This is a genomic window from Bradyrhizobium sp. Ai1a-2, assembly GCF_000426245.1.
Taxonomy (GTDB): domain Bacteria; phylum Pseudomonadota; class Alphaproteobacteria; order Rhizobiales; family Xanthobacteraceae; genus Bradyrhizobium.
This window is the reverse complement of the sequence record NZ_AUEZ01000045.1, coordinates 16,109-43,004: the sequence shown is the minus strand read 5'-3', so window position 1 is coordinate 43,004 and position 26,896 is coordinate 16,109. Positions and strand designations below refer to the sequence as shown.

General features: G+C 63.6%; 27 protein-coding genes and 3 pseudogenes. 23 read left to right on the top strand and 7 right to left on the bottom strand.

Annotated features, from left to right (window positions below):
- Positions 1-163 precede the first annotated feature (163 nt).
- The 8 genes and pseudogenes from K288_RS0125835 to K288_RS0125805 all read left to right on the top strand — a co-directional run bounded on the left by K288_RS0125835 (position 164) and on the right by K288_RS0125805 (position 6,244).
- On the top strand, positions 164-751 hold the full coding sequence (locus tag K288_RS0125835) for a hypothetical protein (protein WP_027582172.1): 588 nt from the start codon (positions 164-166) through the stop codon (positions 749-751).
- 291 nt (positions 752-1,042) lie between these two features.
- Positions 1,043-1,672: pseudogene (locus K288_RS46570) on the top strand (ArdC-like ssDNA-binding domain-containing protein); the annotation flags it as partial.
- A 287-nt stretch (positions 1,673-1,959) separates the two neighbouring features.
- Positions 1,960-3,000 carry a tyrosine-type recombinase/integrase gene (locus K288_RS0125825; protein ID WP_244443253.1) on the top strand — a complete coding sequence of 347 codons (1,041 nt, stop codon included), beginning with the start codon at positions 1,960-1,962 and terminating at the stop codon, positions 2,998-3,000.
- Complete coding sequence (locus K288_RS54885; RefSeq protein ID WP_244443252.1) at positions 2,997-3,176, top strand: hypothetical protein; 180 nt, start codon at positions 2,997-2,999, stop codon at positions 3,174-3,176. Before K288_RS0125825 ends, K288_RS54885 begins: the two co-directional genes overlap by 4 nt.
- Positions 3,177-3,222: 46 nt before the next feature.
- Positions 3,223-3,876, top strand: a complete 654-nt coding sequence (locus K288_RS46565; protein ID WP_244443251.1) for a tyrosine-type recombinase/integrase — start codon at positions 3,223-3,225, stop codon at positions 3,874-3,876.
- Positions 3,873-4,865, top strand: a complete 993-nt coding sequence (locus tag K288_RS0125815) for a tyrosine-type recombinase/integrase (RefSeq protein ID WP_027582170.1) — start codon at positions 3,873-3,875, stop codon at positions 4,863-4,865. The genes K288_RS46565 and K288_RS0125815 overlap by 4 nt, the downstream gene beginning before the upstream one ends.
- 113 nt (positions 4,866-4,978) lie before the next feature.
- A pseudogene (locus tag K288_RS46560) lies at positions 4,979-5,278 on the top strand (zincin-like metallopeptidase domain-containing protein); the annotation flags it as partial.
- A gap of 651 nt (positions 5,279-5,929) precedes the next feature.
- Positions 5,930-6,244, top strand: a complete 315-nt coding sequence (locus K288_RS0125805; protein WP_244443250.1) for a DUF736 domain-containing protein — start codon at positions 5,930-5,932, stop codon at positions 6,242-6,244.
- 154 nt (positions 6,245-6,398) lie between these two features.
- Here the strand turns inward: K288_RS0125805 and K288_RS46555 are convergent, their stop codons facing one another.
- Complete coding sequence (locus K288_RS46555) at positions 6,399-7,433, bottom strand: RHE_PE00001 family protein (protein WP_051334724.1); 1,035 nt, start codon at positions 7,431-7,433, stop codon at positions 6,399-6,401.
- 201 nt (positions 7,434-7,634) lie between these two features.
- On the opposite strand from K288_RS46555, the gene K288_RS0125795 reads away from it, so the two are divergent.
- The 3 genes from K288_RS0125795 to K288_RS46550 are packed head-to-tail and all read left to right on the top strand — an operon-like array spanning position 7,635 to position 11,333.
- On the top strand, positions 7,635-9,254 hold the full coding sequence (locus K288_RS0125795; protein ID WP_244443248.1) for a Mu transposase C-terminal domain-containing protein: 1,620 nt from the start codon (positions 7,635-7,637) through the stop codon (positions 9,252-9,254).
- Position 9,255: 1 nt separating this feature from the next.
- Positions 9,256-10,134: a TniB family NTP-binding protein gene (locus K288_RS0125790; protein WP_027582166.1), complete on the top strand. Its 879-nt coding sequence runs from the start codon at positions 9,256-9,258 to the stop codon at positions 10,132-10,134.
- Positions 10,131-11,333: a TniQ family protein gene (locus K288_RS46550; RefSeq protein ID WP_064737358.1), complete on the top strand. Its 1,203-nt coding sequence runs from the start codon at positions 10,131-10,133 to the stop codon at positions 11,331-11,333. Before K288_RS0125790 ends, K288_RS46550 begins: the two co-directional genes overlap by 4 nt.
- Here the strand turns inward: K288_RS46550 and K288_RS0125780 are convergent.
- The 3 genes from K288_RS0125780 to K288_RS0125770 form a co-directional block, all read right to left on the bottom strand.
- Positions 11,258-12,382 (bottom strand): RHE_PE00001 family protein, encoded by a 1,125-nt coding sequence (locus K288_RS0125780; protein WP_027582165.1) that lies wholly within the window; start codon positions 12,380-12,382, stop codon positions 11,258-11,260. The genes K288_RS46550 and K288_RS0125780 overlap by 76 nt on opposite strands.
- Before the next feature lie 527 nt (positions 12,383-12,909).
- The gene (locus K288_RS0125775) at positions 12,910-13,305 is read right to left on the bottom strand and encodes a type II toxin-antitoxin system VapC family toxin (protein WP_027582164.1); all 396 of its coding nucleotides are present in this window, start codon (positions 13,303-13,305) and stop codon (positions 12,910-12,912) included.
- Entirely contained in the window at positions 13,305-13,550 is a 246-nt protein-coding gene (locus K288_RS0125770; RefSeq protein WP_027582163.1) for a type II toxin-antitoxin system VapB family antitoxin, read from the bottom strand. The genes K288_RS0125775 and K288_RS0125770 overlap by 1 nt, the downstream gene beginning before the upstream one ends.
- Positions 13,551-13,781: 231 nt before the next feature.
- On the opposite strand from K288_RS0125770, the gene K288_RS0125765 reads away from it, so the two are divergent.
- The 6 genes from K288_RS0125765 (at position 13,782) to K288_RS0125735 (ending at position 20,755) form a co-directional block, all read left to right on the top strand.
- On the top strand, positions 13,782-14,873 hold the full coding sequence (locus K288_RS0125765) for a hypothetical protein (RefSeq protein WP_027582162.1): 1,092 nt from the start codon (positions 13,782-13,784) through the stop codon (positions 14,871-14,873).
- A gap of 101 nt (positions 14,874-14,974) precedes the next feature.
- Complete coding sequence (locus K288_RS54210) at positions 14,975-15,160, top strand: hypothetical protein (protein ID WP_027582161.1); 186 nt, start codon at positions 14,975-14,977, stop codon at positions 15,158-15,160.
- 1,410 nt (positions 15,161-16,570) lie between these two features.
- The gene (gene repA, locus K288_RS0125750) at positions 16,571-17,785 is read left to right on the top strand and encodes a plasmid partitioning protein RepA (protein ID WP_027582159.1); all 1,215 of its coding nucleotides are present in this window, start codon (positions 16,571-16,573) and stop codon (positions 17,783-17,785) included.
- Positions 17,782-18,798: a plasmid partitioning protein RepB gene (gene repB / locus K288_RS0125745; RefSeq protein ID WP_027582158.1), complete on the top strand. Its 1,017-nt coding sequence runs from the start codon at positions 17,782-17,784 to the stop codon at positions 18,796-18,798. Before repA ends, repB begins: the two co-directional genes overlap by 4 nt.
- A gap of 198 nt (positions 18,799-18,996) precedes the next feature.
- Positions 18,997-20,229 (top strand): plasmid replication protein RepC, encoded by a 1,233-nt coding sequence (gene repC / locus K288_RS0125740; RefSeq protein ID WP_027582157.1) that lies wholly within the window; start codon positions 18,997-18,999, stop codon positions 20,227-20,229.
- A 4-nt stretch (positions 20,230-20,233) separates the two neighbouring features.
- Positions 20,234-20,755, top strand: a complete 522-nt coding sequence (locus tag K288_RS0125735; RefSeq protein ID WP_244443247.1) for a hypothetical protein — start codon at positions 20,234-20,236, stop codon at positions 20,753-20,755.
- Between the two features lie 141 nt (positions 20,756-20,896).
- On the opposite strand, the gene K288_RS54880 is transcribed toward K288_RS0125735, so the two are convergent.
- Positions 20,897-21,097, bottom strand: a complete 201-nt coding sequence (locus tag K288_RS54880; protein ID WP_027582155.1) for a hypothetical protein — start codon at positions 21,095-21,097, stop codon at positions 20,897-20,899.
- Positions 21,098-21,170: 73 nt separating this feature from the next.
- On the opposite strand from K288_RS54880, the gene K288_RS0125725 reads away from it, so the two are divergent.
- The 3 genes from K288_RS0125725 (at position 21,171) to K288_RS54205 (ending at position 22,648) form a co-directional block, all read left to right on the top strand.
- Entirely contained in the window at positions 21,171-21,428 is a 258-nt protein-coding gene (locus K288_RS0125725) for a zinc ribbon domain-containing protein (protein ID WP_244443246.1), read from the top strand.
- Between the two features lie 702 nt (positions 21,429-22,130).
- Positions 22,131-22,442 carry a DUF736 domain-containing protein gene (locus tag K288_RS0125715; RefSeq protein ID WP_018273795.1) on the top strand — a complete coding sequence of 104 codons (312 nt, stop codon included), beginning with the start codon at positions 22,131-22,133 and terminating at the stop codon, positions 22,440-22,442.
- Between the two features lie 62 nt (positions 22,443-22,504).
- Positions 22,505-22,648 (top strand): hypothetical protein, encoded by a 144-nt coding sequence (locus K288_RS54205; protein ID WP_201449722.1) that lies wholly within the window; start codon positions 22,505-22,507, stop codon positions 22,646-22,648.
- An 18-nt stretch (positions 22,649-22,666) separates the two neighbouring features.
- Here the strand turns inward: K288_RS54205 and K288_RS0125705 are convergent, their stop codons facing one another.
- Positions 22,667-22,972 (bottom strand): HU family DNA-binding protein, encoded by a 306-nt coding sequence (locus K288_RS0125705; RefSeq protein ID WP_027582152.1) that lies wholly within the window; start codon positions 22,970-22,972, stop codon positions 22,667-22,669.
- Between the two features lie 133 nt (positions 22,973-23,105).
- Positions 23,106-23,374: pseudogene (locus K288_RS54875) on the bottom strand (WGR domain-containing protein); the annotation flags it as partial.
- Between the two features lie 643 nt (positions 23,375-24,017).
- Between K288_RS54875 and K288_RS0125695 the strand changes: the two are divergent.
- The 3 genes from K288_RS0125695 to mobC all read left to right on the top strand — a co-directional run bounded on the left by K288_RS0125695 (position 24,018) and on the right by mobC (position 26,692).
- The gene (locus tag K288_RS0125695) at positions 24,018-24,779 is read left to right on the top strand and encodes a ParA family protein (protein ID WP_027582150.1); all 762 of its coding nucleotides are present in this window, start codon (positions 24,018-24,020) and stop codon (positions 24,777-24,779) included.
- On the top strand, positions 24,769-25,749 hold the full coding sequence (locus K288_RS0125690) for a ParB/RepB/Spo0J family partition protein (protein WP_027582149.1): 981 nt from the start codon (positions 24,769-24,771) through the stop codon (positions 25,747-25,749). The genes K288_RS0125695 and K288_RS0125690 overlap by 11 nt, the downstream gene beginning before the upstream one ends.
- A 424-nt stretch (positions 25,750-26,173) precedes the next feature.
- The gene (mobC, locus tag K288_RS0125685) at positions 26,174-26,692 is read left to right on the top strand and encodes a plasmid mobilization relaxosome protein MobC (RefSeq protein ID WP_043160689.1); all 519 of its coding nucleotides are present in this window, start codon (positions 26,174-26,176) and stop codon (positions 26,690-26,692) included.
- Positions 26,693-26,896: the final 204 nt, after the last annotated feature.

Genomic DNA, 26,896 nt, shown 5'->3' with positions numbered 1-26,896 from the left:
TCGCAGGCCTGAGGGCCCGCTCGCCCGCAACTCACCCATGCTCGCCTTGGCAGCCGCCGCCCCCTGAAGCGGCCCGCTGAGGCCGGTTCTGGTCGACCGCACCCAAGGGAGCGCTGGCAAAGGGCCGAACGCTCTCAAGGCGAAACCGAGAAAGGATCTCACCATGACCAAAACTGCTCGTTCCTCTCGCGCCAGCGCCCGTGTCATCCCGCTTCGCAAGGACACCACGCTCGAGATGGTCCGGCTCGCCTGTCCCGACTCGGCGCAGGCGCAGCGCATCTCCGAAAGCTTCGGCCTCGCAATCCTGGACAGCGACGGTATCCGAGATCTGCATGAGCGGCTCATCGTCGAAACCGCCGACGCGCTCAAGGATGGCCTGAGCGAACGCGCCATGCAAATCCACCTTCAACGGATCGTCGGTGCTTATGTCGGATCGGCGCACGGCGCCGGCCAGTTCTACACCCGAGCAGTCACTGAAGCGCGAGATGCCACCGCCAAGCTCGCCAACGACAGCCGCGATGAGGACCTCGATGGTCCGGTCGGCTTCGATAGCCAGGCACAGCGCAAGCGTGAATTCGCCGCCGACATGGGCGCGCAGGCTCACGCGCTTCGCATGGTCGCTGAGGGTGCCGTCGCCGCCTACGAGCAGGTTATCGGCGAGCCCTGGAAGCCCTTCGAGCGGCAGGTCGAGCACGCCGGCGAAACTGTCACTAAGAAGGCCGCCGCGGCTCAGATGGCGGTCTTCGAGTAGACCTCAAGGCGGGGCCTCGGCCCCGCCTTCCACATGTTGCTGCTGCGAGGGCTGGTCGCGAGACCGGCCCTTTTTCGTGTCGCCGGCAAATCCAACAAGAAAAACGGCGCGTCGCGCCAGCGTGGCCCCTCCCGCTCGGTGGTCCGTGCGGCGGATACGGCGCCCGCGCAATGGCTGCGCCGTCCTCCGCTGCGCTGCGGCCCGGCCGGGTGCGCGAGCGCCTTAGTGCCGCCGCGGCGGAACCCGCGAGGGGCCGCGGCAGGCGCGGCCTCCGAGACGGAGGTCATCGAAATGAGCAGGAACGAAGGAAAACCGCGCGCCGACATCTACGCGCGTATCACCGATCGCATCGTCGCGAACCTGGAGCGCGGCGTGCGGCCGTGGGTCAGGCCGTGGAATACGGTCAACGCAGGTGGGTGCATTACGCGGCCACTTCGCCACAACGGGATGCCCTACCAAGGCATCAACGTCGTGCTGCTTTGGTCGGAAGCCGTATCGCGCGGCTTCACGTCGTCGATTTGGATGACATTCAAGCAATCTCTCGAGCTCGGCGGCCACGTCCGCAAGGGCGAGAGCGGAACCATGGTCGTCTACGCAAACCGGATCAGTAAGATCGAGACGGACGATAACGGCGACGACGTCGAGCGGACCGTGCCGTTCCTGCGGGCCTACACCGTGTTCTGCGTCGATCAGATCGACGGCCTGCCCGACCACTACTACTCGCGCCCTGCTCCGAGCACGCCGCCGGCGCAGCGCATCGCGCACGTGGACACGTTCTTCGCTAACACCGGCGCGACCATCCGGCACGGCGGCGACAAGGCGTTCTTCGCGCCATCGCTCGACCTCATCCAGATGCCACCGTTCGAGACCTTCCGCGACGCGGAGAGCTATGCGGCCACGCTCGCGCATGAGTGCGTGCATAATGCCGCGATCCGGATTATGCCGCATCTGCTCGGCTGGGCGCGGTTGGCGGCATAATCGCGCCAATCCCATTCGGCATAATCTTCGTCGCTCCAACAACAAGGAGCACGAAGATCATGCCTCAATATTTGCAGACCTGCATCGAGCCGCATCTGGGCTCGTTCGCAGCGAGTTTTGCGGCGGAGAATTACAGCGCCGGCACGGTCAAGACCTACCTATCGATCTTGCGGAAGGTGGGGCACGCGATGGATGTCCAGGGTATCAATCCTTCAGCGTTGACGCTCGACATGGCCGAGCATCTGGGACGCAAGGTGCCGCGCAAGAAGATCGGCACGATATGGCCCTATAGGTTGGCCCGCCGGTTCGCGCAGCATCTGCTCGATATCGGCGTGACGCATCCGGTAGCGTTGACCGAGGCGCAGCAAGCGCGTGCGGCCCTATTGGCGGACTTCGAGAGCTATCTGGTCAAGCATCGCGGCCTTAGCCCGCGGACGATCTATCACACGCTGCGGTTCGCCAACCGGTTCCTTGACCATCGCTTTGGTGATGCGACTGTTGATCCGGGGAGGTTGCGGCCCGCCGACGTGATCAGCTTCATCGAGCATGTGTTGGTAAGCGCGCGTCGCGACAAAACGGTGGCAACGCATGTTCGTATCTTCCTACAATATCTGTTCGGCAGCGGCGCGACGGCGACCAATCTGGCGCTGAGCCTGCCTAGAACGGCGAAGCGCTGGGGCGCACGCCTGCCGCGCCATCTATCGCCCGAGGGCGTGGAGGCCGTGCTCGCCAACGTGCGCCATAACCCTCGGCACGGCGCTCGGGACTATGCGATGCTGCTCATCATGGCCCGGCTCGGCTTGCGTGCTGCCGAGGTCATCGCGATCCGGTTGGACGACGTCGACTGGCGCGCGGGCGAACTCTTGGTTCGTGGCAAGGGCAAACTCCACGATCGCGTGCCGATCAGTTCGGAGGTTGGCGATGCGCTGAGCCGCTATCTGCGCGAGGAGCGCGGCCCCACGTCCTGCCGCATGATGTTCGTTACCCATCGCGCGCCGCACCGTCCGTTCAAGGACAGCCAGATCGTCAACGCCGTCCTAAAGGATGCCCTGAAGGCAACCGGCCAGAAGCCGGTAACGCCTTATGTGGGATCGCACCTGCTACGTCATAGCCTCGCCATCCAGTTGGTGAACTCGGGAGCATCGCTCGACGAGGTAGGCGACGTGCTGCGGCACCGCTCACGCACATCGACCATGATATATGCCCGTCTCGACATCGATGGGCTGCGGTCGATGGCAATGCCCTGGCCCGTGGTGGGAGGCGCGCAATGAGCCTCACCTCCCAACTCGACCGCTATCTGGCTGTGCGGCGCAGCCTCGGCTACGACCTGAGCACCAGCGAGCGCATCCTCCGCCGCTTCACGCGGTTCGCCGACCGCGAGCGTGCGACGCATATCGACACGGCTTACCGTCGTACGCCTCTTCGCGCAGTGGCTGAGCAGCTTTGATCCGGCACATGAAGCCCCGCCACGGGGCCTGTTGCCGAATATTGTGATGCGCTCGCGTCCGTATATCTACAGCGATGCCGAGGTCGCTTCGATTATCGCGGCCGCAAAGGCGCTGCCGTCGATTTGCGGGTTGCGCGGACTGACCTGCTCGACGCTGTTCGCACTCATAGCGATCACAGGCTTGCGCGTCAGCGAGGCACTGGCGCTCGATGGAGACGACCTCGACGCCGATAATGGTGTGTTACGCGTCCGACAGGGTAAGAACGGTAAGGAGCGGTTACTGCCGCTCGACCCCAGCACCGTCGAGCGACTGCTAGACTATCGCGTCGAGCGCGACCGGTTGATCGGTCATCCGGCGAAGCCGCTGTTCGTAACTGACAAGGCGACCCGGCTCACCGACTGTGGGGCCCGCTACAACTTTGCGCAAGCATGCCAGCAGATCGGATTGCGATCCGAGCAACAGTACCAGCGGCATGGCCGGGGACCGCGCATCCACGACCTGCGCCACACCTTCGCCGTGCGTACGATGATCAACTGGTACCGGACCGGCAAGGACCCGGCGCGCGAGATGATCCGGCTGACGATCTATCTGGGTCATAGCAACCCCTCCGGAACATACTGGTATCTGCAGGCGGTCCCGGAACTGCTCGATCTAGCGATGGGCCGCGCCACCGCGAGCGGCGGGGAGATCGCACAATGAGCGCCGTCGCCTTGCCTGCGCTGATCCAGCGCTTCTTCACCGATCGGCTTTGCACGCAATTGGAGGCGAGCCGACATACGGTCGCCGGCTATCGCGATACGTTCCGGCTGCTGCTCAGATACGCGAGCGCTCGCCGCAACAAGCCGCCTGTCAACCTGACGGTCGAAGATATCGACGCCGATCTGGTCGCGGACTTCCTCGCCCACACCGAGACCGCGCGGGGCAATAGCGCTCGCAGCCGCAACACCCGGCTCGCGGCGATCCGATCGTTCTTCCGCTTCGTCGCGATGACCGATCCGACCTGGTTGCTGCACTGCCAGCGTATCCTCGCCATGCCCAACAAGCGCTATGTGAAGCGTGCGGTCACGTTCCTCGATACCGCGGAAATGGCGGCGCTGTTGGCAGCTCCGGATCGCACCACGTGGGCGGGACGGCGCGATCATGCTCTGCTGCTGCTCGCGGTCCAGACAGGTCTACGAGCTTCCGAACTGGTCGGCCTCACGAGGGGCGATGTTGTGTTTGGCACCGGTGCGCATATCCGTTGCATGGGCAAGGGCCGGAAGGAGCGCGCCACCCCGCTTCGCCGCGAGACAGCCAAGCTGCTGGCGACGTGGATCGGCAACGACAAAGATGAGGGAAAGCCGCTGTTCCCGTCGATCCGGGGCGAACGGCTGAGCCGCGATGCTCTCGAGCATTTGGTCCGCAAGCACTGCCTCACGGCGGCGCGCGCGTGCCCGAGCATCGGCACCAAGCGGGTCACGCCACATACGCTGCGCCACAGCACGGCGATGGACCTGCTCCACCATGGCGTCGATCCTGCCGTGATAGCGCTCTGGCTTGGTCACGAGAACGTCGAGACCACCCAGATCTACATCCACGCCGATATGCGGATGAAGGAAAAGGCGCTCGCTCGCGTCGCTGCACCAGCCGCGCCGCCGGGTCGGTTCCGGCCGGACGACAAACTCCTCGCGTTCCTGGAAGGGCTCTGATTATGCCGAACAGCCGCATGGCCAACGCCGGGCTATCCAGCGTCCAACAGAGGCCATGCGGCATAATCCGGATCGCGGCATTATGCACGTTATGCCGATATCGGCATAGTGGGCATTGGACCGCGCCGGCGCACCGCGTCAATCGCGATCTTAGCCGCTACGCGAAGGATAGGAGCGAGCGCGCCCGCGAGGAGCTTGTGGCCGAACTCGGAAGCTGGTTCCTCAGCGCCGATCTCGGCATCGTGCCGGAGCTTGAGCCGCGCGCCGACCACGCGAGTTACCTTGCGTCGTGGCTGGAAGTGCTGGCCAACGACAAGCGCTTCATTTTTTCAGCGGCGGCGCACGCGCAGCGCGCCGTGAACTATTTGCACGATCTTCAGCCGAAGCCGGCCGAAATCGACCAGGCAGCATGAGCGCGACGCCATCGCGTCTTGCCCTTGCTCTTCAGCCTTCATGAGCTCACCAAGGCCTCGCCTAGCGGCGAGGTCCTTCTTGTGTGCAAAGTCGTGCGCTTCCGTCTTCCGGAGGCGGAGGCTCTTCCCCATCACCTCGTCTAGCGCGGGTAGGATTTTCCGCGTGGGGCCGCTGGGATCCCGAGATATCCGTCCGCTCCTCAATGGGTGTCTTCCCGCAGCAGCTCAAGGGCGATACAGCACGAATTGCGTTCGTCCGGCATCCACTCGCGGTGATCGTAGCTTGAAAGAACCTTCAGGGGCGCGGGCGAGTCTCTTGGCTGCGTGGCCCCGCCGTTGTCGTGCGGTGCGCCTGCTTCTCACCAGTCATATCCCCTCGGTCGGCCTGACGCGCCCAGTGCGTCCTCGATTTGGCATGTCTAACCGAAGGCCGTCGTCGCTGCGCTCCGCCTCGATTCCACGACCGCAACGGCCGTTCGCGGCTTTCTTCCCCTGGGCGCTGCGCGCCCATTCCTCGCGAGGCAAGAAAGCCTCGCCCTGGCCGCCCTCTACTTCGTGCCGGCCCTTCGGGTGCGGTCCAATCGCCTTCGGTCAACGACAGCCATCGAGGTCGCGGTGGTCGCGGCCCGAGAACCGAAAGAGGATACGAACATGGCTACCATCGGCAACTTCACCGTGAACGGCAATGGCTTCGTGGGTACCGTCAAGACTCTCGCCCTCGGCAACGTGAAGGCCAAGATCGTCGCGGCCGACCGCACCTCCGAGAAAGCCCCGGACTTCCGCATCTTCGCCGGCACCATCGAGTTCGGCGCCGCGTGGAAGAAGAAGTCCCAGGAGCAGAACCGCGACTATCTCTCGGTCAAGCTCGACGACCCGAGCTTTGCGGCGCCGATCTACGCGACGCTGGTCGAGATCGAAGGCGAGGAAGGCCACTCGCTCATCTGGTCTCGCCCGAGCCGCGACTGAAACCCTGCGCAAGAAGGCCTCGCCAGAGGCGAGGCCTTCGCCTGCCAAAAGGCAGAGACAAACGCAGAGACTACGATGTGTAAGATCTTGAACGCGCGCATGTCGGCCAACCGCTCGAGCGCGGTGCGATCTGTATCGGCCGCCTCGAGGTCTCCTAGAGGATTCCCCAGGCCCGGTACCGCCCTCGCCCGGTGGCCTCGCGCAGGCCGAGCTCGATCACCAGGCTCAACGCCGCGCGTGACGTGATTCCCAATTCTTCAGCGATCATGCCGGCAGAGACAACCGGGCGGGTCAACACGTAATCGACGAGCGCCGGCAGTTTGGAAGTGGACCGGCGGCCGGTAAGTTTCCGAAGGAGGAGGGTGCGCTGGTTGAGCCAGCGATCGTGCGTCTTCAACCCGGCCTCGGCTGCAGCCGTGATCGCATCTAGCTCCGCCACAAGCCGCGTCGCTGTGTCGCGCGACCGGCGCCGTTCGCGCGGGATGGTTTTTAGCCCGTCGTGCAGGCAGGCGAGGTGCGAGCGCGTTTTGCCACGTTGACGCAACAGCGCCGCTGCCAGCAATTGGCCCAGCCATGGCCTGTGCTGTAGCGGTTCGATGCTGCGCCATGCGTCGGCCGCGATGGCCGCTGCGAGCGTCGGCGGCAGGCTGCGGGCCTCATCGAGGCTGGCGCGCCAGGCGTCGAGGCGGTCGTCCTCGTCCCAGTCGATGTCGTACACCAGCGGATCGCGATCGGTCGCGTAACGGAATTGACTCGGGCTATCGCTGGCGAGGGCACGATCGGTCTTGGCCATCGCGGCATCGACGGCAGCGAGCGCCTCAGACAGCCGATCGTCATTTGCGGCTAGTTCGAGCGCCGCCTCCAGCCCATCGCCGGCGTCCTTCGCATCGCAATCCCCTGCTCCACCCTCTTCCCGCTCGCCGCCTGCCCCTTCCATGTCGCTCGTCCCGTCCAGGCCGCGCAAGGCGGCAAGGCCGGCCGGCGACAACGCCCAGTCGGGCTTTTCCCGGTCGATGCGACGGCGGGCGCGCAGCACGGCGCGTGCCCGAGTCAGCTCGTGGGTCGGTGCGCGGATATCCATGCCGGCGTCATGGAGAACCAGATCTTCGAGGTGGACGAGCTCGCCCTCCAGCCATAGACTGGCGCAGGCATCGGTGAAGTGGTTTCGGCTGATCCACCCATCCCGAATTGGGCTCTTTGCGAGGCGCTCGTCGAGGCGGGCAAGCGCGTCCTCGGCGGTCGCAAGTTGTCGCTTTCACTTCCCGATTTCAACGGCGCAAAGCTCATATATTGTTTAGGTTTAGGGAGTAAACCGAGCCAAATTTTCCGCTAACGATTTCAGTGACCGCTCGGCTTGCTGCATCAAACGCGAACCCGAACAACCATCTCAGTGTCCACGCCGTCGGACGAGGTGTGGCTGGCGGCGCGACGCGTTGCGCGTGAACTTGACAGGATCCTCGATGAGGCCGACCCGCACCGAACAGCGATAGATCGGGCGGCCGCCGAGCTCCGGCTCTCGACCCGGCAGGTCTACAATTTGCTGGCGCGCTATCGTGCCGATCGGCGGGTATCGTCGCTACTGCCGCGCACAAGCGGCGCCAGGAAGAAGCGGCTTGACCATGAAGTCGAGGAAATCATCGCCGCGACCTTGCGCGCGCAATGGTTGACGCTGGAGGCGCCGCCGCTAGCGCCTGTCGTGGCCGAAATCCGCGCCCGTTGCGAGGAGGCTGGGCTGGCCTCGCCCTCTTATGGCGCCGTCGAGCGCCGCATTCCGTCGCTGTTCAGCCCTGAGGACATCGCCAAAAAGCGGTCGGCAAACCCTAAGCATTTGCTGCGGCTCAAGCCGCGACCGGGATATATCCGCGCGTCGAAGCCGCTTGAGGTTTGTCAGATCGATCACACGCCGACAGACATCCATTTCGTGGAGGTGGTGGAAGGCGAAGGGGTCTTCGTCGGCAGGGCGTACCTGACGCTTGTCGCCGATGTGGCGACGCGCTGCATATTCGGCTTTTGTCTGACCCTCGAAAAGCCGTCGGCGCTGTCCGTCGCCCTATGCCTTGCGCAGGCGATGTGCCCAAAGGAGGCTTGGCTGACCGCGCGCGGCATAGAGCACCCCTGGCCGATGTTCGGGCGACCGCGGCTGCTCGTCACCGATTCCGCGAAAGAGTTCAAAGGCCGCGCATTCAAGCGCGGCTGCGAGGATTATGGCGTCCGCATACGCTACCGCGATCGTGGCCGCGTCCATGAAGGTGGCGTGGTCGAAAGGTTGCTTGGGAAGCTCAACGCCATTCTCGCGATGCATCCGGGGGCGACCGGTCGATCCGTGGCGGACCGCGACGGTTATCCCGCGGAGCGGCGCGCTCGCCTGAGTTTCGCCGACCTCGAGCGGTGCGTCGCGCTCGCCGTGATCGACCATAATCAGCAGCAGAATGCGAAGACATTGAAGGCGCCGGCGGCGGAATGGACGCGAAATAGCGGCGATCTCCCGCGTTTCGAGGACGATCCGGCGCGGGTCGTGCTGGCGTTTCTGCCGGGGGCGGAACGGCGCCTCTCCCCGCAGGGCGTCAGCATGTTCGCGTTGGACTATTATTCGCCGTGGCTGGGCGGTCTGGTCCCGCGACGGGACCGTCTGGGTGGGCTCGAAGTGCGATACGATCCCCGCGACATCAGCCACATCTATATCCGGGATCCGGAGACGAGGGAGTTTCAGTCCATCGGGCGGCGCGATGGGCTGCTCACTCCGATGACGCTGTGGGAGCACGAAGGCGATCGCGCTTGTCGACGCGTCGCAAACGCGCGATCGGACAGAGAGAAGGTGACGTTGCGGCGTCAAATCGCCGAGATCGTCGACGGATCGAAACCTTCGAAGGTCGACCTGCGCGACGCCGTGCGCCGGACTCACGCAGCCGAGGCCGGCAAGCCCTATGAGGCCATGCGCCCGTCGCTGCCCGCCTCTTCGGCCGAGCGCCCAGTCCGCGAAAGGCGCCGGCTGCCGGTCGAGGATTGGTGAGATGGCGGACCATCTGCTCGATCATGTGCGCCCGTATCTCGACCGCAGCCTGGAGGAGCGGATCGCCTATATCCGGGCGCCGCGTTGGATCGGACATCACGGCGCCAGGCATGCGATGGAGCGACTGAACGAATTGCTGTCGCGGCCACCGAGCTTGCGCACCCGTGGCCTGATGCTGGTCGGGCCCTACGCCAACGGCAAGACTATGATTGCCGAGCGGTTCGCCGTCGCGCATTTGAAAGCCTCCGAGTCACAACGGGTGTGGGTGGTCCAAACGCGCGAGGGGGCCGGGCTCGCCCATTTCTACGCAAGCATTCTAAGCGCATTGCGGGCGCCGACAGGCAACAGCCGGGATATCGGCCGCAAGGCGGAGCAGATCGATCATCTGTTTGACGGGTTGAAGCCCAAAATCCTGATCTTCGACGAATTCCACAATGCGCTGCGCGGCCGATCGCGCGACGTGGAGGCGGTGCTGGCGTTTCTGCGACGGATCGGCCGTCAGTTCGACATATCGCCGGTTCTGATCGGTGAGGTGGCGGTGTACGATTTCATCAACGCGACCGATGAAATGGCAAGCCGGTTCGAACTGATGGCCGCGCCACGCTGGCGCTACGACGAGGAATTCCTCGCGCTCCTCGATAGTCTCGAGGCCGCGTTGCCGCTCGCGCGCCGTTCCGATTTGTCCGATGAGACGCTGGCGCGAGAGATCTTCCGGCTCTCGGAAGGGTTGATTGGCGAGATCGTGGCGATCGTTACGGCGGCAGCGGTCTCTGCAGCGACGTCCGGCGCGGAGCGAATCACCAAGGCCTCGGTTGACGAGTTGGATTATGTCCCTGTTTCGCGCCGGCGCGGCGCGCGGCTGCGCGATGGTCTGCTGTGAGCGGCGAAACCGGGTTTGCCATCGCGATCCGCGAAAGGTACGCCGATGTCGTTGGCGAGCGGTGGCCGGCGGTGGTCGACCCGCAGCCCGACGAATTGTTGTCGAGCTGGCTCCATCGCCTCGCGATCGCGAATGGCATCGCGCCGCGGACTTTCGCCGGTGTGCTCGGGCTTGGCGGCGGGATGTGGTCGCCCCGCCTCGATCTGCGGCTTCCCCATGACCTCGCGGCCTGGCTCGGCGTTCGGACGGGCGTTGCGCCGGAGGTGATCTCGGCGATGGCGATGACGGACGAGGCGTTGGCGCCGCTTTGGCTGCCCTTGCGCGAGACCGCGCGCCGGAGCCATTCGAGCTGGATGCAGTATTGCGCTTTGTGTCTCGCCGACGATCGAGCGCCCTATTTCCGGCGGTCGTGGCGGCTCGCGTCGCGGATCTCCTGTTTTGCGCATGGCTGCGGCCTGCGGGACCGATGTCCCGCCTGCCGCAGCGGAATAGCGCCGTTCGCTCAGACGGACCTGATCCCGCAATATGTCTGCGTGCGCTGCGGTTTCGACTTGCGCGGCGGCGTGAAGAGATCGGTCACAGCGGGGGCGCGGCGGCTGGAACGGTCGATCGACGATATCTGCAAGGCGGAAATCGCCAAGAGTTCGTCGACGATCCACGAATGGGTCGCACGCCTTCTGCGGGCGCCCGACGTGGCCGGCGTAGGCTCAGGCCGGCCGCTCGCCAACCTGCCGGTGTCGTCGCGCATTCGTTGCTTCGAGCTGCTCGCGCAACGGGCCGACAATGCCCTCATGGCCGCTGGGGACGCGGCCGTCGGCCGGCGCCGTCGAGCAACCCTGGCCGCAGGCGGTCGTGACGGGTTGATCACGCGTTTCGCGGATTTCATCGACGAGCGTCAGAGAGCGCCACGGTTTGCGCGGGCGCAGCCACCGGGCCTCGATCTCGCTGCGTTGCTGGCAGCCTATACTCGCGCCGTTGGCGACGGGGCGCGCTCAAAGCATCGGGGCGGTGGCCTGCACAATAGCTTGGCAGCCCGATCGGAGGTGCCCACCGACCTCGAGTGTGCGCGTCACGGCGGCGTTCGCCTCGCGGGATCGCCTGCGCGAGCGCAGGCTTGGCGCGCTTACAAGACGCCCCAAGCCCTATATCGTCCGCGGCCCGTCGCCTCGCGCAAGTCCAGTTCGGCCACCAGGTTCTGAGCGGCGCGGGGCGTTATGTCGAGCACTTTGGCGATCATGCCGGCCGAGACCAGCGGCCGCGAGATTACATATTCGATCAACTCCGGCAGCCGGGAGGTGGAGCGTCGGCCGTCGAGTTTTCGGATGAGCAACGAGCGGGCGAGGAGCCAGCGGTCGTGCTGCTTCAGGCCCTCGTCGGCCGCCGCGGCGATCGCCTCGAGCTCAGCGACGAGGCGCGTGGAGGCGTCGCGGCTTCGACGCCGCTCGCGCGGGACGGCCTTCGCGCCCTCGGTGAGGCACGGCAGGTGCGTGCGGGTTTTTCCGCGCTCGCGCAGCAGCGCGGCGCTGAGTAGCCGGCCGACGCCGGTTGCGCGCGGCAGCGGGTCGATCGCGCTCCAGGCCTCGGCGACGACGGCGGCCGCCAAAGTGGGAGGCAGCTCGCGGGTGCGGTCGACGGTCGCGCGCCATTCGCCGAGGCGCGCGTCCTCATCCCAGTCGAGGTCGTAGATCAGCGGGTCCCGCTCTGCCGCGGGCTGCGGAAGCTCGCGCCCTGCGCCGGCGAGGACGTCCTCGGTCTTGGCGATCGCCGCATCGATCGACGCGAACAGCGCAGAAAAATCCTCGCCCTTGGCGATCGGCGGATCGAATGCGTCGTCTTCGCCGTCGACAGGCTCGGATTCTTCGACGTCGTGACGCGTTGCGTCCGCCTCCCCTGCCCTGCCCCGCAGTGCATCAAGGCCGGCCGGCGACAGCGCCCAGCCGGGCGCGGCGTCGGTGATGCGCCGGCGCGCGCGCAACACCATGTGCGCGCGGATCAGCTCGTGGGTGGGCGCGCGGATGTCCATTCCGGCGTCGTGCAGCACGAGGTCTTCGAGATGGACGAGCTCGCCCTCAAGCCACAGTGCGGCGGCGGCATCTGCAAAGTGAGTTCGGGCGATCCAGCCGTCGCGGATCGGGCTCGTTCGCAGCCGTTCGTCCAGCCGCGCTACCGCGTCTTCGGCCCGCGCGAGCGGCCGTGAGAGCTCGCGCCACGGCAGTGGATCGGGAAGGTGGGCGCTCAAGGGAGGCATCGAAAGGCCGGGTTGGGGGCGCGAGCGTCGCTCATGACGGTCTTTCCGAACATTCCAAGGACCGGGGTTGAAATGCCGGCTGGATCAAAGCGTTGCCGGACGCCCGCTGAAATCGTAAGCAGAAACACAAGTGTCGATTTGCCGCTAAGCGTTTCAAATTGAAATCGCTAACGGAAAGCGACAGCGCGACAGCGAGCTGGGCCCAGGGCAGCGGATCGGGGATTTTGTAGCTGGGCGACAAGGTCTTGATAACCTTAACAGGAAACGACGAAACGGAAGCTAACACAGCTTTGGATTCCGTCATAGCGAGGCATGTTTCCGGCCAGCTCTCACTATCGATAACCAGCCCTTATCGATAGCGTTGGACGTCACGGCGCAAATCGGTGATTCTGAGTTCTGGGAGCCCCCGGACGTCGCATCATCTGGGCACCAGATCGGCCTGCGAGCCCGCCATGCTGAGGCGCTTTGCCCTTCCGGAAGACAAAGTCCCCTGCCCTTCCGGTTGCAGGGACAGCCTGGCGGCTGCCTCAGGCGGCCGCGATGTCGGTCTGCGGAAAGTCGCTGCCCTTGAACATCAAGGGCTGGCCCAGATGCCGGGCACAGGCATAGGCAAAGCAGTCCCCGAAATTGAGGCTCGCCGGATGCCGGCCCTTGCCGAACCGGTCGAAGGCGTCGAGCGCGATCCGTGCCGTCTCCGGCGGCACCGCGACCACGGCGATCTCCATCAGCGCGAGATAGTCTTCGACCGCCTCGGCGGCGGCGCTGACCGAAAGTCTCAACACGCGCGCCACCGCGACCGCCGCCTCCCACACCGCCAGCGGCGAGGTCAGACGCGTTCCGGTCTGCTGCAGGCGGGCCAAAAGCTCACGCGCCTCGTTCTCGTCGGTCAACAACGCAGTCAGCGCCGAGGCGTCGATGAACATCAGCTGTCCTCATACAGGCTGTCGCGGAACGCCTTGTCGGCGGGCTGGCCCTGCTCCGGATTGCCCTTGGCGCGCAGATCCCGGCAGAACTGGACGCCGAGGTCGACCAAAGACGGCTTGCCCTGCTCGCGCTCGAGCTCATGGGCGAGTGCGGCGTGCACGGCTTCGGTGAGGCCGAGTTTTTTCAGCGCCGCCACCTTGCGTGCCAGCGCATCGGTCTCCGGGTTCTTGATGTGGAAAGCCATGCGCATTCCTCTAGATCGTAGCGTGTATCCGTATATATCACCTCGGATACACAGAAGGAAGGGCCGGTTGCGCCATTGGCAGGCCAACAAGGTCCTGGGCGGCCGCCGATTCGGCCCCCGCTCGGGGCGACGGGGCGCAGTCTGCCGATCGCGCGCCACGGAAATCCCGGCAATCCCGCTAAAGCGCGCGGCCCTCGCGGCGTGTGAGGTGGCTTTTATGGTTAATAGTCAATGAACGCCTCCCCTCTCCGTCTCCCTGACGCTGGTTCCATCGAGACCGTCCTCACAGACCTCGATCCGGCCTCGGCCGATGACGACCTCGTCCCAGCCCTCGCCCACGCCTTCCCAGGCTTTCAGTTCAGCGCCGCGCGGATCGACGATGACTACTGGCGCGACACCCGTTCGGTAATTCGACCGGATGGCACGCGGATTGGCGAACTGCGGCCCTGGATGACGGCGGAGCTCGCCAAGGACGGCGGCGCTATTGATGCGCTTTGGCGCCGCCTGAAAGAGACGGACCTGCAGATCACCGAGTGGCGCGGCACCAGCGCGTTTGTCTTCGCGCCGACCGGGCCAGGCGCAGCCGACTATGTTCAGATCGCGCTCGGGCGAGAAATCGAATGGCGAGCCGGCCCGATCGTCAATCCGAACTACCGCCCGTTTGGCCAAGAGGAACTGCTCGATCCGAGCTGGCCCCGCACCGATCAGCCGCCTCAGTCGGATCGCCTGGCCGGTCCGGTCTATCGCCTCCTCGGTCGAGCCGGCGGCGCGGTGATCCACGTTCGCAGTTTTCTCGATCGTTGCGGCCGCATCGAACGCGAGAAACGCGAAGCCAAGCGGCCCGAGATGGAGGGGCGTGTCATTCGCGAAGTCGGACCTTGGGGGACGCGCGAAACCCCGTTTCTTGAGGCGGCCCCGGATTGGTTCGACTACGTGCCTCGGGAGTTACGGTTCTTTCGGGACTGGGAGGACTCGAGCGCCAGGCCGCATCGCGTCTTCGAACATTGGGCGCTCGATGTCCGCGATTATACGCACAAGGGAGAGCGCGAAGTCGGCTTTGTCCCCCGGCCGCTGCAGCCGCTGGCCGAGCGCCTCGCGCCGCCAAAGGATGCGTCCATTCATATCCTGATGGACCGGATCGAGGACGTGGACCGCGAGATCGGCCTGCCCTTCGGCTGGTTCTTCCTGATGATCCACGGCCACTGGGTCGATCCCGACGTCGGGCTGGCGATTGCGCAAGGCCTGAAGGCGCAGCGCGTGCGCCTGCCCGACCCCGACGCCCGCGTGCTGCTGCGCTGGGCGGATCGAACTTACGGCTTCTGACTGAGCAACGCCGATGGACGACATCACCTCCCGCCCCGCTGATCTCCGACCCCGAAACCCGGCGGGCGCTGCGGCTCGATACGCTCTCGGCGATCCTGCCGATGGAACGGCGTGACCGGCTCGCCGCGCTCCTGACCGACGACGACGTCGAAACGCTGAAGCACCTCGCGCGCGAGGGCATGGCGAGAATAGTCTGCGGGCGCGGGCCTCTGACCTCGCCTACCCGGGCCTCTGACCTCGCCTATCTCGAAGCTTGGCGCGAAACTCGTCCGAGGCCGAATTTTTAAGGTTAGCATTCTATGAATGCCCCCCTCCTCTTTGGTGCTTCCCGCGAGCCTGTGCTGATTGGCATTGGGAGCCAGCGCAACAGGGAGATGTTGTCAGCTGACAACATCTCCCAGGCAAGCCCCCTGTTGTCAGCTGACAACAACCTCTTCCCGGGGCGCTGTTATCTGGCAAGAGTTCCGCCCGTCCGATGTCGCTATGTTGGAGTGGCTCGCAGCTCGGATCTCAGCGGATCTCCCATCGGGCCAAGGCTCGGTGCGGCTGCTTTGCTGCTTACTATCCAAAGGAGCGGCTGGCCTTCGGCACTGGGCGCCTCGTCTTCTTGAACTCGATTAGGACAGTCCGCCGCGAGGTCGATTCACCCCTCGACCGGGTCATCCCAATGTCGCATGTGATGGCCCCATCCCGAACTCCAGCGATGCCGCGCCCCTGCGTGCGAATGCGCCGAACCAAGCGCATCTCAAGCTTGGCGACGGACGTCGCCTCGGCCGGCTGTCCGAAGCCGGGCCAAGTCACTGCCATTACAATTGAGCCGGGCGAGACCGTTCTCTGCTGCTTGGTCGTGCGCGGCCGAGGTGGCGAACCGAGTCCAGGTCGCCTATCCGGTCGCGGTCGCGAACGGGATGGCACCCAGGACCCGCCGTTGGCGGCACGCGGGAACGCGGCGCCGCTGCGGAAAGTCCCCGTTGCAAGAGGCGTTTATCCAGCGTCGTGGATTTGGGAGACTTCGGCGACTATGGTATTTTAATACCAAGGAATGGTATTTTAATACCAAGGAGGACTGCCTCGAATATCCGCTCGCCGCGCGCCGGGCGGGGCTTGTCCAGCAGATCCGGACCGAAGCGTCGACAGCGTGTTTGCCTGGCGGCGGTACAGTAGGCGGGGAAGCCCTCGATTCATCTGCGACGGCTCGGGAATAGTGAGCCGACGTTGCCGACTCTTCGCCCGTCCAACGTGGGCGCTGAAAGGCCGGTGTCGCTGACGAGGCGGCTGAAGCGGGGTTGACGGGGGCTGGATGCAGCGTGCCATCACATCATCCGCGGTGAATAGTGTCGCGGCGGCCCGCGCTGGCAAGAGTGGGGGAGGGGGACGGTTCGGAGCACTTTGCGGGAGCTGCGCGGGAGGGTCTCTTTGATTGAGACGATGCACAAGGCTGCACCTTTCGAAGCAGCGGCGGGAGCGGGGGGCGCCGACTCATGCTAAAGTAGAGTTCCGCCCAGTCACTGGAGGCTTTGTTGTCAGCTGACAACAGCCGCACGATGCACCGAAAGACGCCATTGCTTGTGGGCAGCGCGCCATTGGGCGTTAACAACTCGTTAACCCTTTAATTCTTGCTCAAATCATAGAATCGTGGCCATCTCTCAAGACGGTGATTAGGCGTCTGACGCGCGGAAACCGTCTTGAGAAAGCAAATGCCGAGCTTAGCGGAAGATTCACTTACCATGAGCGAGACTGCGTCTGCCCGGATCACCCGGCACGCCGGCATCCTTTCCGGCCAGCTTCGCTCGCTGGCGACAACGCTTTTCCCGCCTTCAGCCAGTAAGTCTCTCCGCTCGTTCTCCTCAGGGGAGGTTGCGCGAATTGTCCGCGTCTCCGATGGTTATCTCAGACAGCTCTCCCTCGACGGACTTGGACCGACCCCAGCGACCGGACTTGGGGGCCGCCGATCCTATACCCTGGCTCAGATTCATGAGCTGCGCGCGTATCTAGCCACGGCGCGGCCCCGAGAAGCGTCGGAATTTCTCCCGCGCCGCCAGCCGGGCGACAAGCTCCAAATTATCACCGTCGCCAACTTCAAGGGCGGGTCCGCCAAGACGACGACGGCATTGTATTTTTCCCAATACCTCGCCCTTGCCGGCTTTCGGGTCCTTGCCATTGACCTCGATCCGCAAGCGTCGCTCTCCGCGATGTTCGGGTACCAGCCCGAGTTTGATATTGGGGCGAATGAAACTCTCTACGGTGCCATCCGGTATGACGAGCACCGCCGGCCGATGCGCGACATCGTCCGGCCGACCTACTTTGACGGGATAGGTCTTGTTCCGGGCAATCTTGAGCTGATGGAGTTCGAGCACCACACGCCTCGCGCAATGATCGAGCGGCGTGAACGCGGACACGACCTGTTCTTTCGCCGAGTCGCCAGCGCCATCGACCAGGTTGCCGACGACTACGATGTCGTCGTTATCGACTGCCCACCCCAACTTGGTTACCTGACCATGGGCGCGCTAAACGCGGCCACCGCGATGCTCGTGACCATCCATCCGCAGATGGTCGATGTCGCATCCATGAGCCAATTTCTCCTCATGACGTCGGATCTCATGTCCGTCATCGAGGAAGCCGGCGGGCGACTCGACCACGACTTCATCCGGTACGTCATCACGCGTCACGATCCCAACGACGTGCCCGAAGCTCAAATCGTGGCCCTCCTTCGTAATCTCTTTGGATCGGATGTGCTCCAGGCCACTGTTTGGAAATCGACTGCAATCGCCAATGCTGGCCTCACCAAGCAATCACTTTATGAGCTGGAGCGCGGCGCGGTAGGGCGGGGCGCTTACGACCGCGCGTTGGAATCAGTCGACGCGGTCAATGCCGAAATCGCGCAACTTCTTAAGAAGGTGTGGGGTCGATGAGCAAACGTACTGACACTATCAAGAGCCTTTTCACGGCCCCGCAATCAAGCACGTTGTCAGCTGACAACGTGCCCGCTGCCTTGCCGCGGGTCTCGTCGGGCTCGGTCCGCTCGTTGAAGGATTCTTTTTCCGAAGTCGAGAAGGAGAACGAGGAGCTTCGCGAAAGAATCGCGTCTGGGGCTGTGATCCTTGAAATCGACCCTTCGCTTATTGATCCGTCACCCCTGTCCGACCGGTTTCGCGACAATGATGATAGCTCGTTCGAAGCACTCAAACAGTCGATCGCACAACGTGGCCAAGAGGTGCCCATTCTCGTTCGGGAGCATCCTGAAGCAAAAGGGCGCTATCAAAGCGCGTATGGTCATCGCCGCGTCCGCGCCACGCGCGAATTGGGTATTTCCGTCAAAGCGATCCTGCGATCGCTGTCAGATGAAGCCCTTGTCGTGGCGCAAGGACTCGAGAACGCACCGCGTGAGGATCTGAGTTTCATTGAGCGCGCCAGCTTCGCGATGCATATCGAAGATGCCGGGCATAGCCGGTCAATCGTGCAGGATGCGTTGTCGATCGATCGGGCTGAGGCTTCGAAACTCCTTGCCGTCGCTCGATCGGTTCCACCCGAAGTCGTTCGAGCAATCGGGAAGGCTCCGAAAGTTGGCCGCGGCCGCTGGCAGTCCTTCGCTGAATTACTCAAGGATGCCGCGGCGCTCAAACGTGTCAGAGCGGTGATCGCTGACCCGAACTTTGCAGAGCGGGAAACCGACGCGCGATTTCTCGCAGCATTCTCAGCAGCAAGCCGTCCATCTCCCGCGGGGACGTCGAAGCCATCGGAAGAGAAGCCAGTCTTTTCCGCATCCGGGGACAAGATTGCGCACGTGCGTCAGGTCGAGCGCGAATTGAAGCTTACCATCGACAAGAATGTCTCGGCGACATTCGCGGCATTTCTTGTGGACCAACTCCCGGCCATCTTCGACGCCTTTTCCAAGACGGGCGGCCAGGAAACTACCGAGGCCTGACGGCCTCGTCCCGTAAACACGAACCAGGAGCAGACAAGGGAAAAGAAAAAAGGCCCCCGAAACGGAGTTCCGGAAGCCCTTCTCTTCAAGTTTGGCGACTGACAGAGAATCACTTTCGCGAATCGCAGTCAAGAGTTTCTACGCGATTTTATCGCTGTTTCGGCGAGCAGATTTTCTTTGCCCAGCTGAGGCAAAGACATGCAGTCACACTCTCCAACGACGCCCTTTGGGCGGCGACCGTTGACGCTTGCCCATGTGGCAAGCCAGATGGTCGCAACGGAACGCCCCCCCGAAAAGATCGTGCACAAGTGGAAGATCTTCCACGCCATCTGCACGGCACGGCCGCGCCTTGGTGTGTCGGAGCGCGCGCTGTCGGTATTGAACGCGCTCCTAACCTTCCATCCCGAGACCGCGCTCACCGGGGAGGATGATCTGATTGTCTTTCCGTCAAACCATCAACTCACTCGGCGCGCGCATGGCATGCCGGCATCGACGCTTCGTCGTCACCTTGCTGTGCTGGTCGACGCGGGCCTGATCGTTCGGCGCGACAGTCCGAATGGCAAGCGGTATGCACGAAAGGACAACGCCGGCGAAATCGAGCTCGCCTTCGGCTTCGATCTGTCGCCGCTGGTCGTGCGCTCGGAGGAGTTCGAGAGCCTGGCGGCCGATATCGAAGCCGAGGCCCGCGCACTCAAACTCGTACGAGAGCGCATCACGCTCTGCCGGCGCGACATCGCGAAGATGATTGCAACTGGCATCGAGGAAGCCGTTCCGACGCGAAGGGGAGGGCAGGGGCCTGCCGATTGGCAGGTTGTGCACGCCGCCTTCCGCGCGATCGTCGACCAGATTCCGCGCACGGCCACCCGGCAGCAGCTCGAGCCGATCGCCGACGAGTTGTCCCAGCTTGCCGATGACGTACTCAATCTTCTGGAAGCGCACATCAAATCCAAGAATCCGAGTGCCAATGAGTCCCACACTGAGCGCCACATACAGAATTCAAAACCAGACGCCCCTATTGATCTTGAACCTGTCCTTCGAGAAGGCAGGGCGGCGGGAGCTGAGCCCAAACCTCAACCCTCGCCAGTCGGGGAGGGAGCGTATCCGTTAGGAATGGTCTTGAGTGCGTGCTCCGACATCGTCGACTATGCGAAGGGTGGGGTTTCGAACTGGCGCGATTTCCTCGCTACCGCGGCTGTTGTCCGATCGATGCTGGGCATCAGTCCGAGCGCCTGGGAGGAGGCGCAAAAGGTTATGGGCGAGGTGCCCGCAGCCATCGTCGTCGCGTGTATCCTGCAGCGCGGGACGGCGATCAATTCCGCCGGCGGTTATCTGCGCGGCCTGACGCGAAAAGCCGAGGTCGGCGAATTCTCGCTTGGCCCGATCCTGATGGCGCAGATCAATTCTCGCCGGCGAGACAAGCAGCGGGCGTAAGGCGATGAGGCGCCGTTCCCAGACCTTGCCTTTTTCGTGTGATCGAACTACCCGCACTGCCCGGCTGCTGCGCTGTGTCGACGCAGAGCCGTTCGGAGAGATCGTCATGGCAAAACGCCCTCCAATCATCCTCACGCCGTTCTTCCAGCCTCGTGATGAAGGCGCCGCGGAGCAGCAGATGTACGTGGCGGGGTTCGCAGACGAGGCGGGCGAGGCCTGGGGGACGCTGATTCCGTTGGATGCGGCGATGGTCGAGCACGCTGTCCTGGGACTTCAGGCATTCACAGTCTGGTGCAACTCCGACGGTCGCATCCAACCGCAGCCGAGCAGCGACAGTCTGTTTGAGGAGCTCTTGGAGAAAGGCCAATTGGCGGAGACGCCTCTCGATGAGCTCGTCGCCGAAGCCATCGAGCAGGGAAAGAATGAACCCAATGATGACATCCTCGATATGTTCGAGACCCTGCATGAACGGCTGGTGCGGGCGCAGGGCATGGTCGCTGACGAGATCGCGCGGCGCAGGCGATGATCCTTCGCGGCGCGCGTGCGCGGTTCAGTGCAGTAAGGCCCAGCTTGTACTAACGCGAGCACCGCGACCGCGGGCGGCCGACACCCGGACCGGTCGATGCAAACTTAGAAAACCGGCGACCGGACCTCGCTCGGACTAGTCTTAAGCTTCGCCGGAGCAGGAAAACAGCGCCGTCGGTGGCGTCGCGCGCGGCGGCGGGAGGGTCCGACCGCCCGGGGCTCCCGGTCTGCTCTTGAGATCGTATCGCTGGGCTAGGTCGAGTAGCCGCCGCTTGGTGAACGGATCCGCGTTCGCCGCCAGATCGCGCGCCCGCTGCGCGAAGCCCCTGTAAAATTCTTCCACGACGCCACCCCCGCAACATCACTGAAAATCGGATTTCAGTGTGAGACGCGCTCCGCGTCAAGCGGCCTGGTGCATGCGGACGATTTTTGTCGATCCACTTGTGCTCGCGGTGCACGCGGAACTAAGCTGGTCGCGGCAGGCGAAAACCATGACGCCGCTCTACCTCAGCCGGAAGCTGTGCCCGACGTGCGGTAAGCCGATGCCGGCCGTGCCAGACGATGTCGCGCCCGGCCGGCCGCGCTACGTCTGTCCGGTCTGCGAGGACGATCCGCTGCGCGATCCCGCCGCCCGGAAGTGGGCGGAAAGCCCGCTGCGGCCGCCGGCCAAATAACGTTCGAGTCGAAATCGAGCCCGGCAGCCGGATTGCTGCAGAGGCCGATTGTGCTCACAACCCTCTCCAAATGCTGTTGCAACCCGAACGCCCAGCTTCGTTCCATCGCGCGTGGCGGCGGAATCGCCGAACTCGGTGGCCGGCATGTCCAGCGACGCTAGCATCTGTTTCACGCCTCGCAGGGCGGTCGGTCGCATGGATGCGGAGGGCGGCGTTTGCATCCACATGGCGAGTACGTCGGCAGCCTCATTATCGATCTTGCGATGGCAAGTTCGACAGTGCGCCAGCGTTGCTGACAGCGACGGTTTCCATTGCGGGTGATGACGCGGCGTTTAGGTGGCCTCCTTAAGGTGGACTACGTTTCGCTGCTACGCCCATTGCCTTGAGATCGGAATCGCCGATAGGGCCGCCTGTCTTCATCCCAGGTGTTTTCGCGACGGGCGCACCCATCTGCGTCCTCGATAGAGGCTGGTCTGACCGAAGGCCGATCCCGCTTCGCGGGCTCTCGATCTTGTCCCCGCAACGTCCGTCCTCGACTTTCTTCCCCTGGCGCTGCGCGCCATTCCTCGCGGTCCAAGAAAGTCGCTGCCGGCCGCCCTCCATTTCATTTCGGCCCTTCGGGTGCAGGTCGATCGCCTCCGGTCTCACGACCGCCATCGAGGTCGCGATAGGCGCGGCCCGAGAAAACAAGGGAATGAGACCATGGCTACCATCGGCACCTTCACCTCCACGGGCAATGGCTTCTCCGGCGCGATCAAGACGCTCAACCTCAACGTCAAGGCCAAGCTGATCCGCGTCGAGAATCCTTCCGACAAGGGACCGCACTTCCGCATCTACTCGGGCAACGTCGAGTTGGGTGCGGCCTGGCAGAAGACCGCCAAGGACACCGAGCGCGACTACCTCTCCGTCAAGCTGGACGATCCGAGCTTCCCCGCTCCGATCTACGCCACCCTGACCGAAGTCGAAGGTGCGGAAGGCCTTCAACTGATCTGGTCCCGGCCGAACCGGGACTGAAGCTCAGCCAGTGGGCCCCGCCGCAAGGCGGGGCCTGCTTCCCTTCGTCCGGAGATGCGATCATGATTGTCGACACCATCGAGGAATTGCGCGCCGAGCTCCGCGAATGCCTGTTTACGCCGGCAGAGCGCAAGGCGCTCGAGCTTGAACTCGCCGAACTCGTCCGCCAACGCGACGAAGCGCTCGCAGCCGAGGAGGGGGCATAAGCCCCCTCGTCTTCCGCCTTACGATGCACCGTCGTTAGGGGCCGCTCCTCCATTCAGAACATCCTTGATGGCTTTGGCAGGCGTAAACGTCAGCTTCTTGGAAGCTGCGATCGCAATCGTTGCGCCGGTCGATGGATTGCGGCCCTCACGAGCGGGGCTATCCTTGACCTTGAACTTGCCGAACCCCGGAAGGCTCGTCTCGGCTCCGCTTATGGCCGCATCAGTGATCGCCTTGAACACGCTATCGACGATGGTTTTCGCCTGAGCCTTTGTCAGGTCGTTCTCGGCTGCAATCTTTTCGGCAATCTCATTGGCAGTGGTCATGGGACTCGAGCTCCGTCTTGTTTCGATTTGGCTCGTCTGACATCAAGGCTGTGGAACAGATAGACCCGACATCGCAGGCGGAGCCGCAATCCCCGAGAAATTGGCTGACTGTGACCGTTTTTTCGTCGACTGCAGCGTAACCGTGCCCTCGCTTGGCGCGCTCCAGCCGTCCGAATGCTTCGAGCGGGTCCGCATTGCCATCGAAGGTCTGCACCATCGTCTTGCCGTGCCGATCCGGCTCCAATTGCGGATCAGCGACATTTCTCCGAACAAGGTGGGCTGCGTGGACAGCGCATAAAACCTTCGCATATTGCGCGCGGCATCGATGCGACGCAGATGAAGCGGTTCTGGTTCGGGTTTCGGCACGGACAGAGTCTCGCTTCCGCGGAAAGCGACGTCCATGAGTTTTATGAATCGACCGGGCAGATCGATTCATTTTGTCGATAGGTCAATTGCGCGGGAAAAGCCGCGGCCCGTCCTATTGCCGGATTGAGTCTCTCGTCGATGGAGACTTCGCCATGGGGAACGCGCGCGTCGCAATGCTTGGCATGTAATTGCGGCCGTCTCTATCGCAACAGCCGGCCGTGGAAGAGCTTGAGCCGGCGACACGACTCTCGCTCGCGATAGTAGAATGTATTCTCATCGATGCAGAATAGCCGTCGCATAGAAGCATTCGTGTCCGGTGGGCCACTCTTGCAGCAGGGGACGCTTGGGCGAGCCCCTCCGGGGATGGCTCTACTCGCGCCGCTGCGGCGGCGCTCCCGGAGCCCGCAAGCGGTCTCCGCGCATTGGCGTGACGATCCTCTCGCGGCCGTGTCGACAGCAGTGATCCGGCAACGAGCACGATCCCAGCCTTGCTTGCCAAATTTGCTCCCCTCGATGGCGAGAACTGACCTGACTCTTCTGGCAGGGGATTCGCGGGACGAATTTCGGGATCTTTCCGGTGGTCGGATTCGCAATCGTCTGTTGGTTCAAACCAACATCCCCCACGACACGAGGACAAGGACATGACTCCCGCGCCATTAGACCCATTTCGGCCCTCAAGATGAAGACCATTGTCATCAACAATCAAAAGGGCGGGGTCGGCAAGACGACGCTTGCTGTCCATTTGGCTTGGTTCATGGCGGAAGCGAATCTCCGCGTTCTCGTGATCGACGTTGATGCGCAAAGCAATGCGTCGGACACGTTGAGGCACTACGCCGGCTCAACGTTAGCCGCGGATTTGTTCAAGCCGGGGGCGCGGATAGTGCCCAGGGAAGGCGAAGGCCTAACGCTGGCGCCGGCCGATAGCTCGCTGACGGATCTCGATCGCAGCAATGCGACCGCCATAACGACTCTGCAAGAGAACATCGCTGTCGCGTCGGATCAGTTCGACGCTTGCGTGATCGATACGCCGCCATCACTTGGACTTCGCAGTGTCGGCTGTTTGGTTGCGGCGTCGCATGTGCTGGCCCCCATCTATCTGGAGGACTATTCGATCAAGGGCGTCAAAGGTCTGATGCAGACCGTGATCGGCGTGCAGAGGCGCTATGGCCGCCAGGATACGAACTTCCTCGGGTTGCTGCCCTCGAACTTCAACACGAAATCGCCCCGTCAAAGGACGCATCTTGAGCAACTGCTGCGCGAGGCCGGCAAATATGTGTTCCCCGGCCAGATCGTTGCAAGGGATGGCTACGCTGAGGCCGTTGCGGAACGCCTGCCGGTCTGGAAGCTCAAGCGCCGCTCTGCGCAGGAGGCTGGTCGCGAAATCCGTGATGTTCTCGCCAAGATCGTCGCGCAGATGAACGAGACGGCACATGGCGCTTGATCTCAGCTTTAAGCAGCTCATCGATGCCGCGGAAGATGGTGCTGCCGCAGTCGGGCAACCGAGCCGCATCGCCATCGAGTGCATTGACGAAGATCCGGACCAGCCCCGTCGCAGCTTCGACGAACAGAAGCTCGAGGAGCTTGCGGAATCAGTCCTTCAGCATGGCGTGCTGCAACCGATCGTGCTGCGACAGGCGACCGAGGAAGGTCGGTATGTGATCGTCATGGGCGCGAGGCGGTATCGCGCTGCCAAGCGTGCCGGGCTCCGTGAAATCCCAGCTTTCATTCATGCCGCTGGTTCTGCGGGTCGCTATGTTCAGATGATCGAGAATATCCAGCGCGATGACCTCAATGCCCCCGAAATCGCGGCATTCATCGCGGACCGTTTGGAGCTAGGCGATAGCCAGGCCGATATCTCGCGCAAGCTCGGCAAGCCCAGGGACTGGGTGTCTCGCTACGCGTCGGTCCAGAGCATGCCGGAGTTCCTCCGGTCGAAGCTTGCCGGCTCATCAATCCGTGCCGTGTATGAACTCTACCAGGCTTGGCGTGATCAGCCCAACGCCGTCGAGGCCTTATGCGCAGCACAGGAGAGCTTCACCGATGCACACGCCCGTCAGCTGGCCCGCAAAATTCGCAGCGAGGTCCGCGGTTCCCCTGCTGTCGGCGAGGGGCCCCCTGGAGATCAACCGCCGCGAAGCTCGGTCGCAACGCAAGCGGCATTCCGACCCATAGAGTCTGACCATGTAACGGCGGTCGCGGAAAAGTCCTCCAACTCTTCGGTCGACCGGAGCGCGCGAATGAGCCCATCACTGACGATCAGAGTGCGCCACCAAGATCGCACTGGCTGTCTTTTGTTCGATCGAGTCGCGTCTCAAGGCTCTCGGCACGCAATGCTGTTGGTTGATGGCGCAGAAGAGGCGGAAGAGGTTCCGGCATCGACCATCACAATCGAAGAGATCCTTTACGCATGAAGCTTGTCTTAGACAGCCTCCTCAGAAACGCTGCCACGGTTGGTGCGCCGGCGGAGCGGATTTCCCATCCGAAGGATGGCGCGCCAGCGCAGCAGCCGGAGGCCGAACGCGCCCCCCACCGCGCTGTAGAGAGGCCGGAGGCGGCTGGAAAGCCGCGGTCCACATACTCGGTGCCGATGTTGTCGACCTGCACGCGCGGCGTTCGTGGGATGCAAGGAGGAAGGGCGACGGCTGCGTCATTCCCAGAGGAATTCTCTGCATTGATCGTCGGCTGGGTTGGGCCTCACCTGCGGCAACTCCCGAGCGTTGAATGCCGAGCCTGTTGGTTTGAACCAACATGGAGGGGGTGGAACGATTCGCGTTTTCTAGTGCAGGATAGGCTTCGCGCCAGCGATGTATTACATCGCGATTGGGATTGGCGTGCATGGCTCTGATCTCGCTTCGCGTCCCCGACGAAGTCGCGGCGGAACTCTCAGTTCTTGCCGCGACCCAGGGCGGCAAATCTGCCCTGCTGCGGCGTCTCATTGCTGATGCCTTAGCTGCGCCAGCGCCGCGCATCTTGGCGTTGCCGGTCGGACGGCCGGCGAAGGTGACGGTGCGATTTCGCGAGAGCGAGATGCGGCAGCTCGCGGAAGTTTCTCATCAGCGTGGCATGACCCGAACCGGCTGGATTGTCGCCCTGGTGCGCTCACGATTGGGATCGCCAGTGCAGCATTCACCAGACGAGCATGCCGCGCTTCGTGCTATCGTTCGCGAACTCAACCGGATCGGCGGCAACATCAACCAGATCGCGCGCGCCGCAAACACCAGCGTGCTGCAGGGCAGGGGGGGTGAGCTCGATCTGTCCGCAATTCAAGAAGCCAAATTGGTCATCGAAAAAGAGCTGGCGCAACTACGTAATGCGCTGAATGGCAACGCGGACTACTGGGACGGGCGGCGATGAGTCGGCGCAATTCGCCGCGGCCTACCGACCTGGCCTCAGAACTACCGCCGATCTCGTATGTCTGGGAAACGCCTAATCGGCGCCCGCGGCGGGCCGAGTGGGATAAGGACTGGCAAGCAACCTGGGGTGCCCGGATTATAGGAGCCACCACTGCGCCAGCGCCGACCGTTAGTTTGCCCGGCCCCGTAGAGGAAGCGCTGGAGA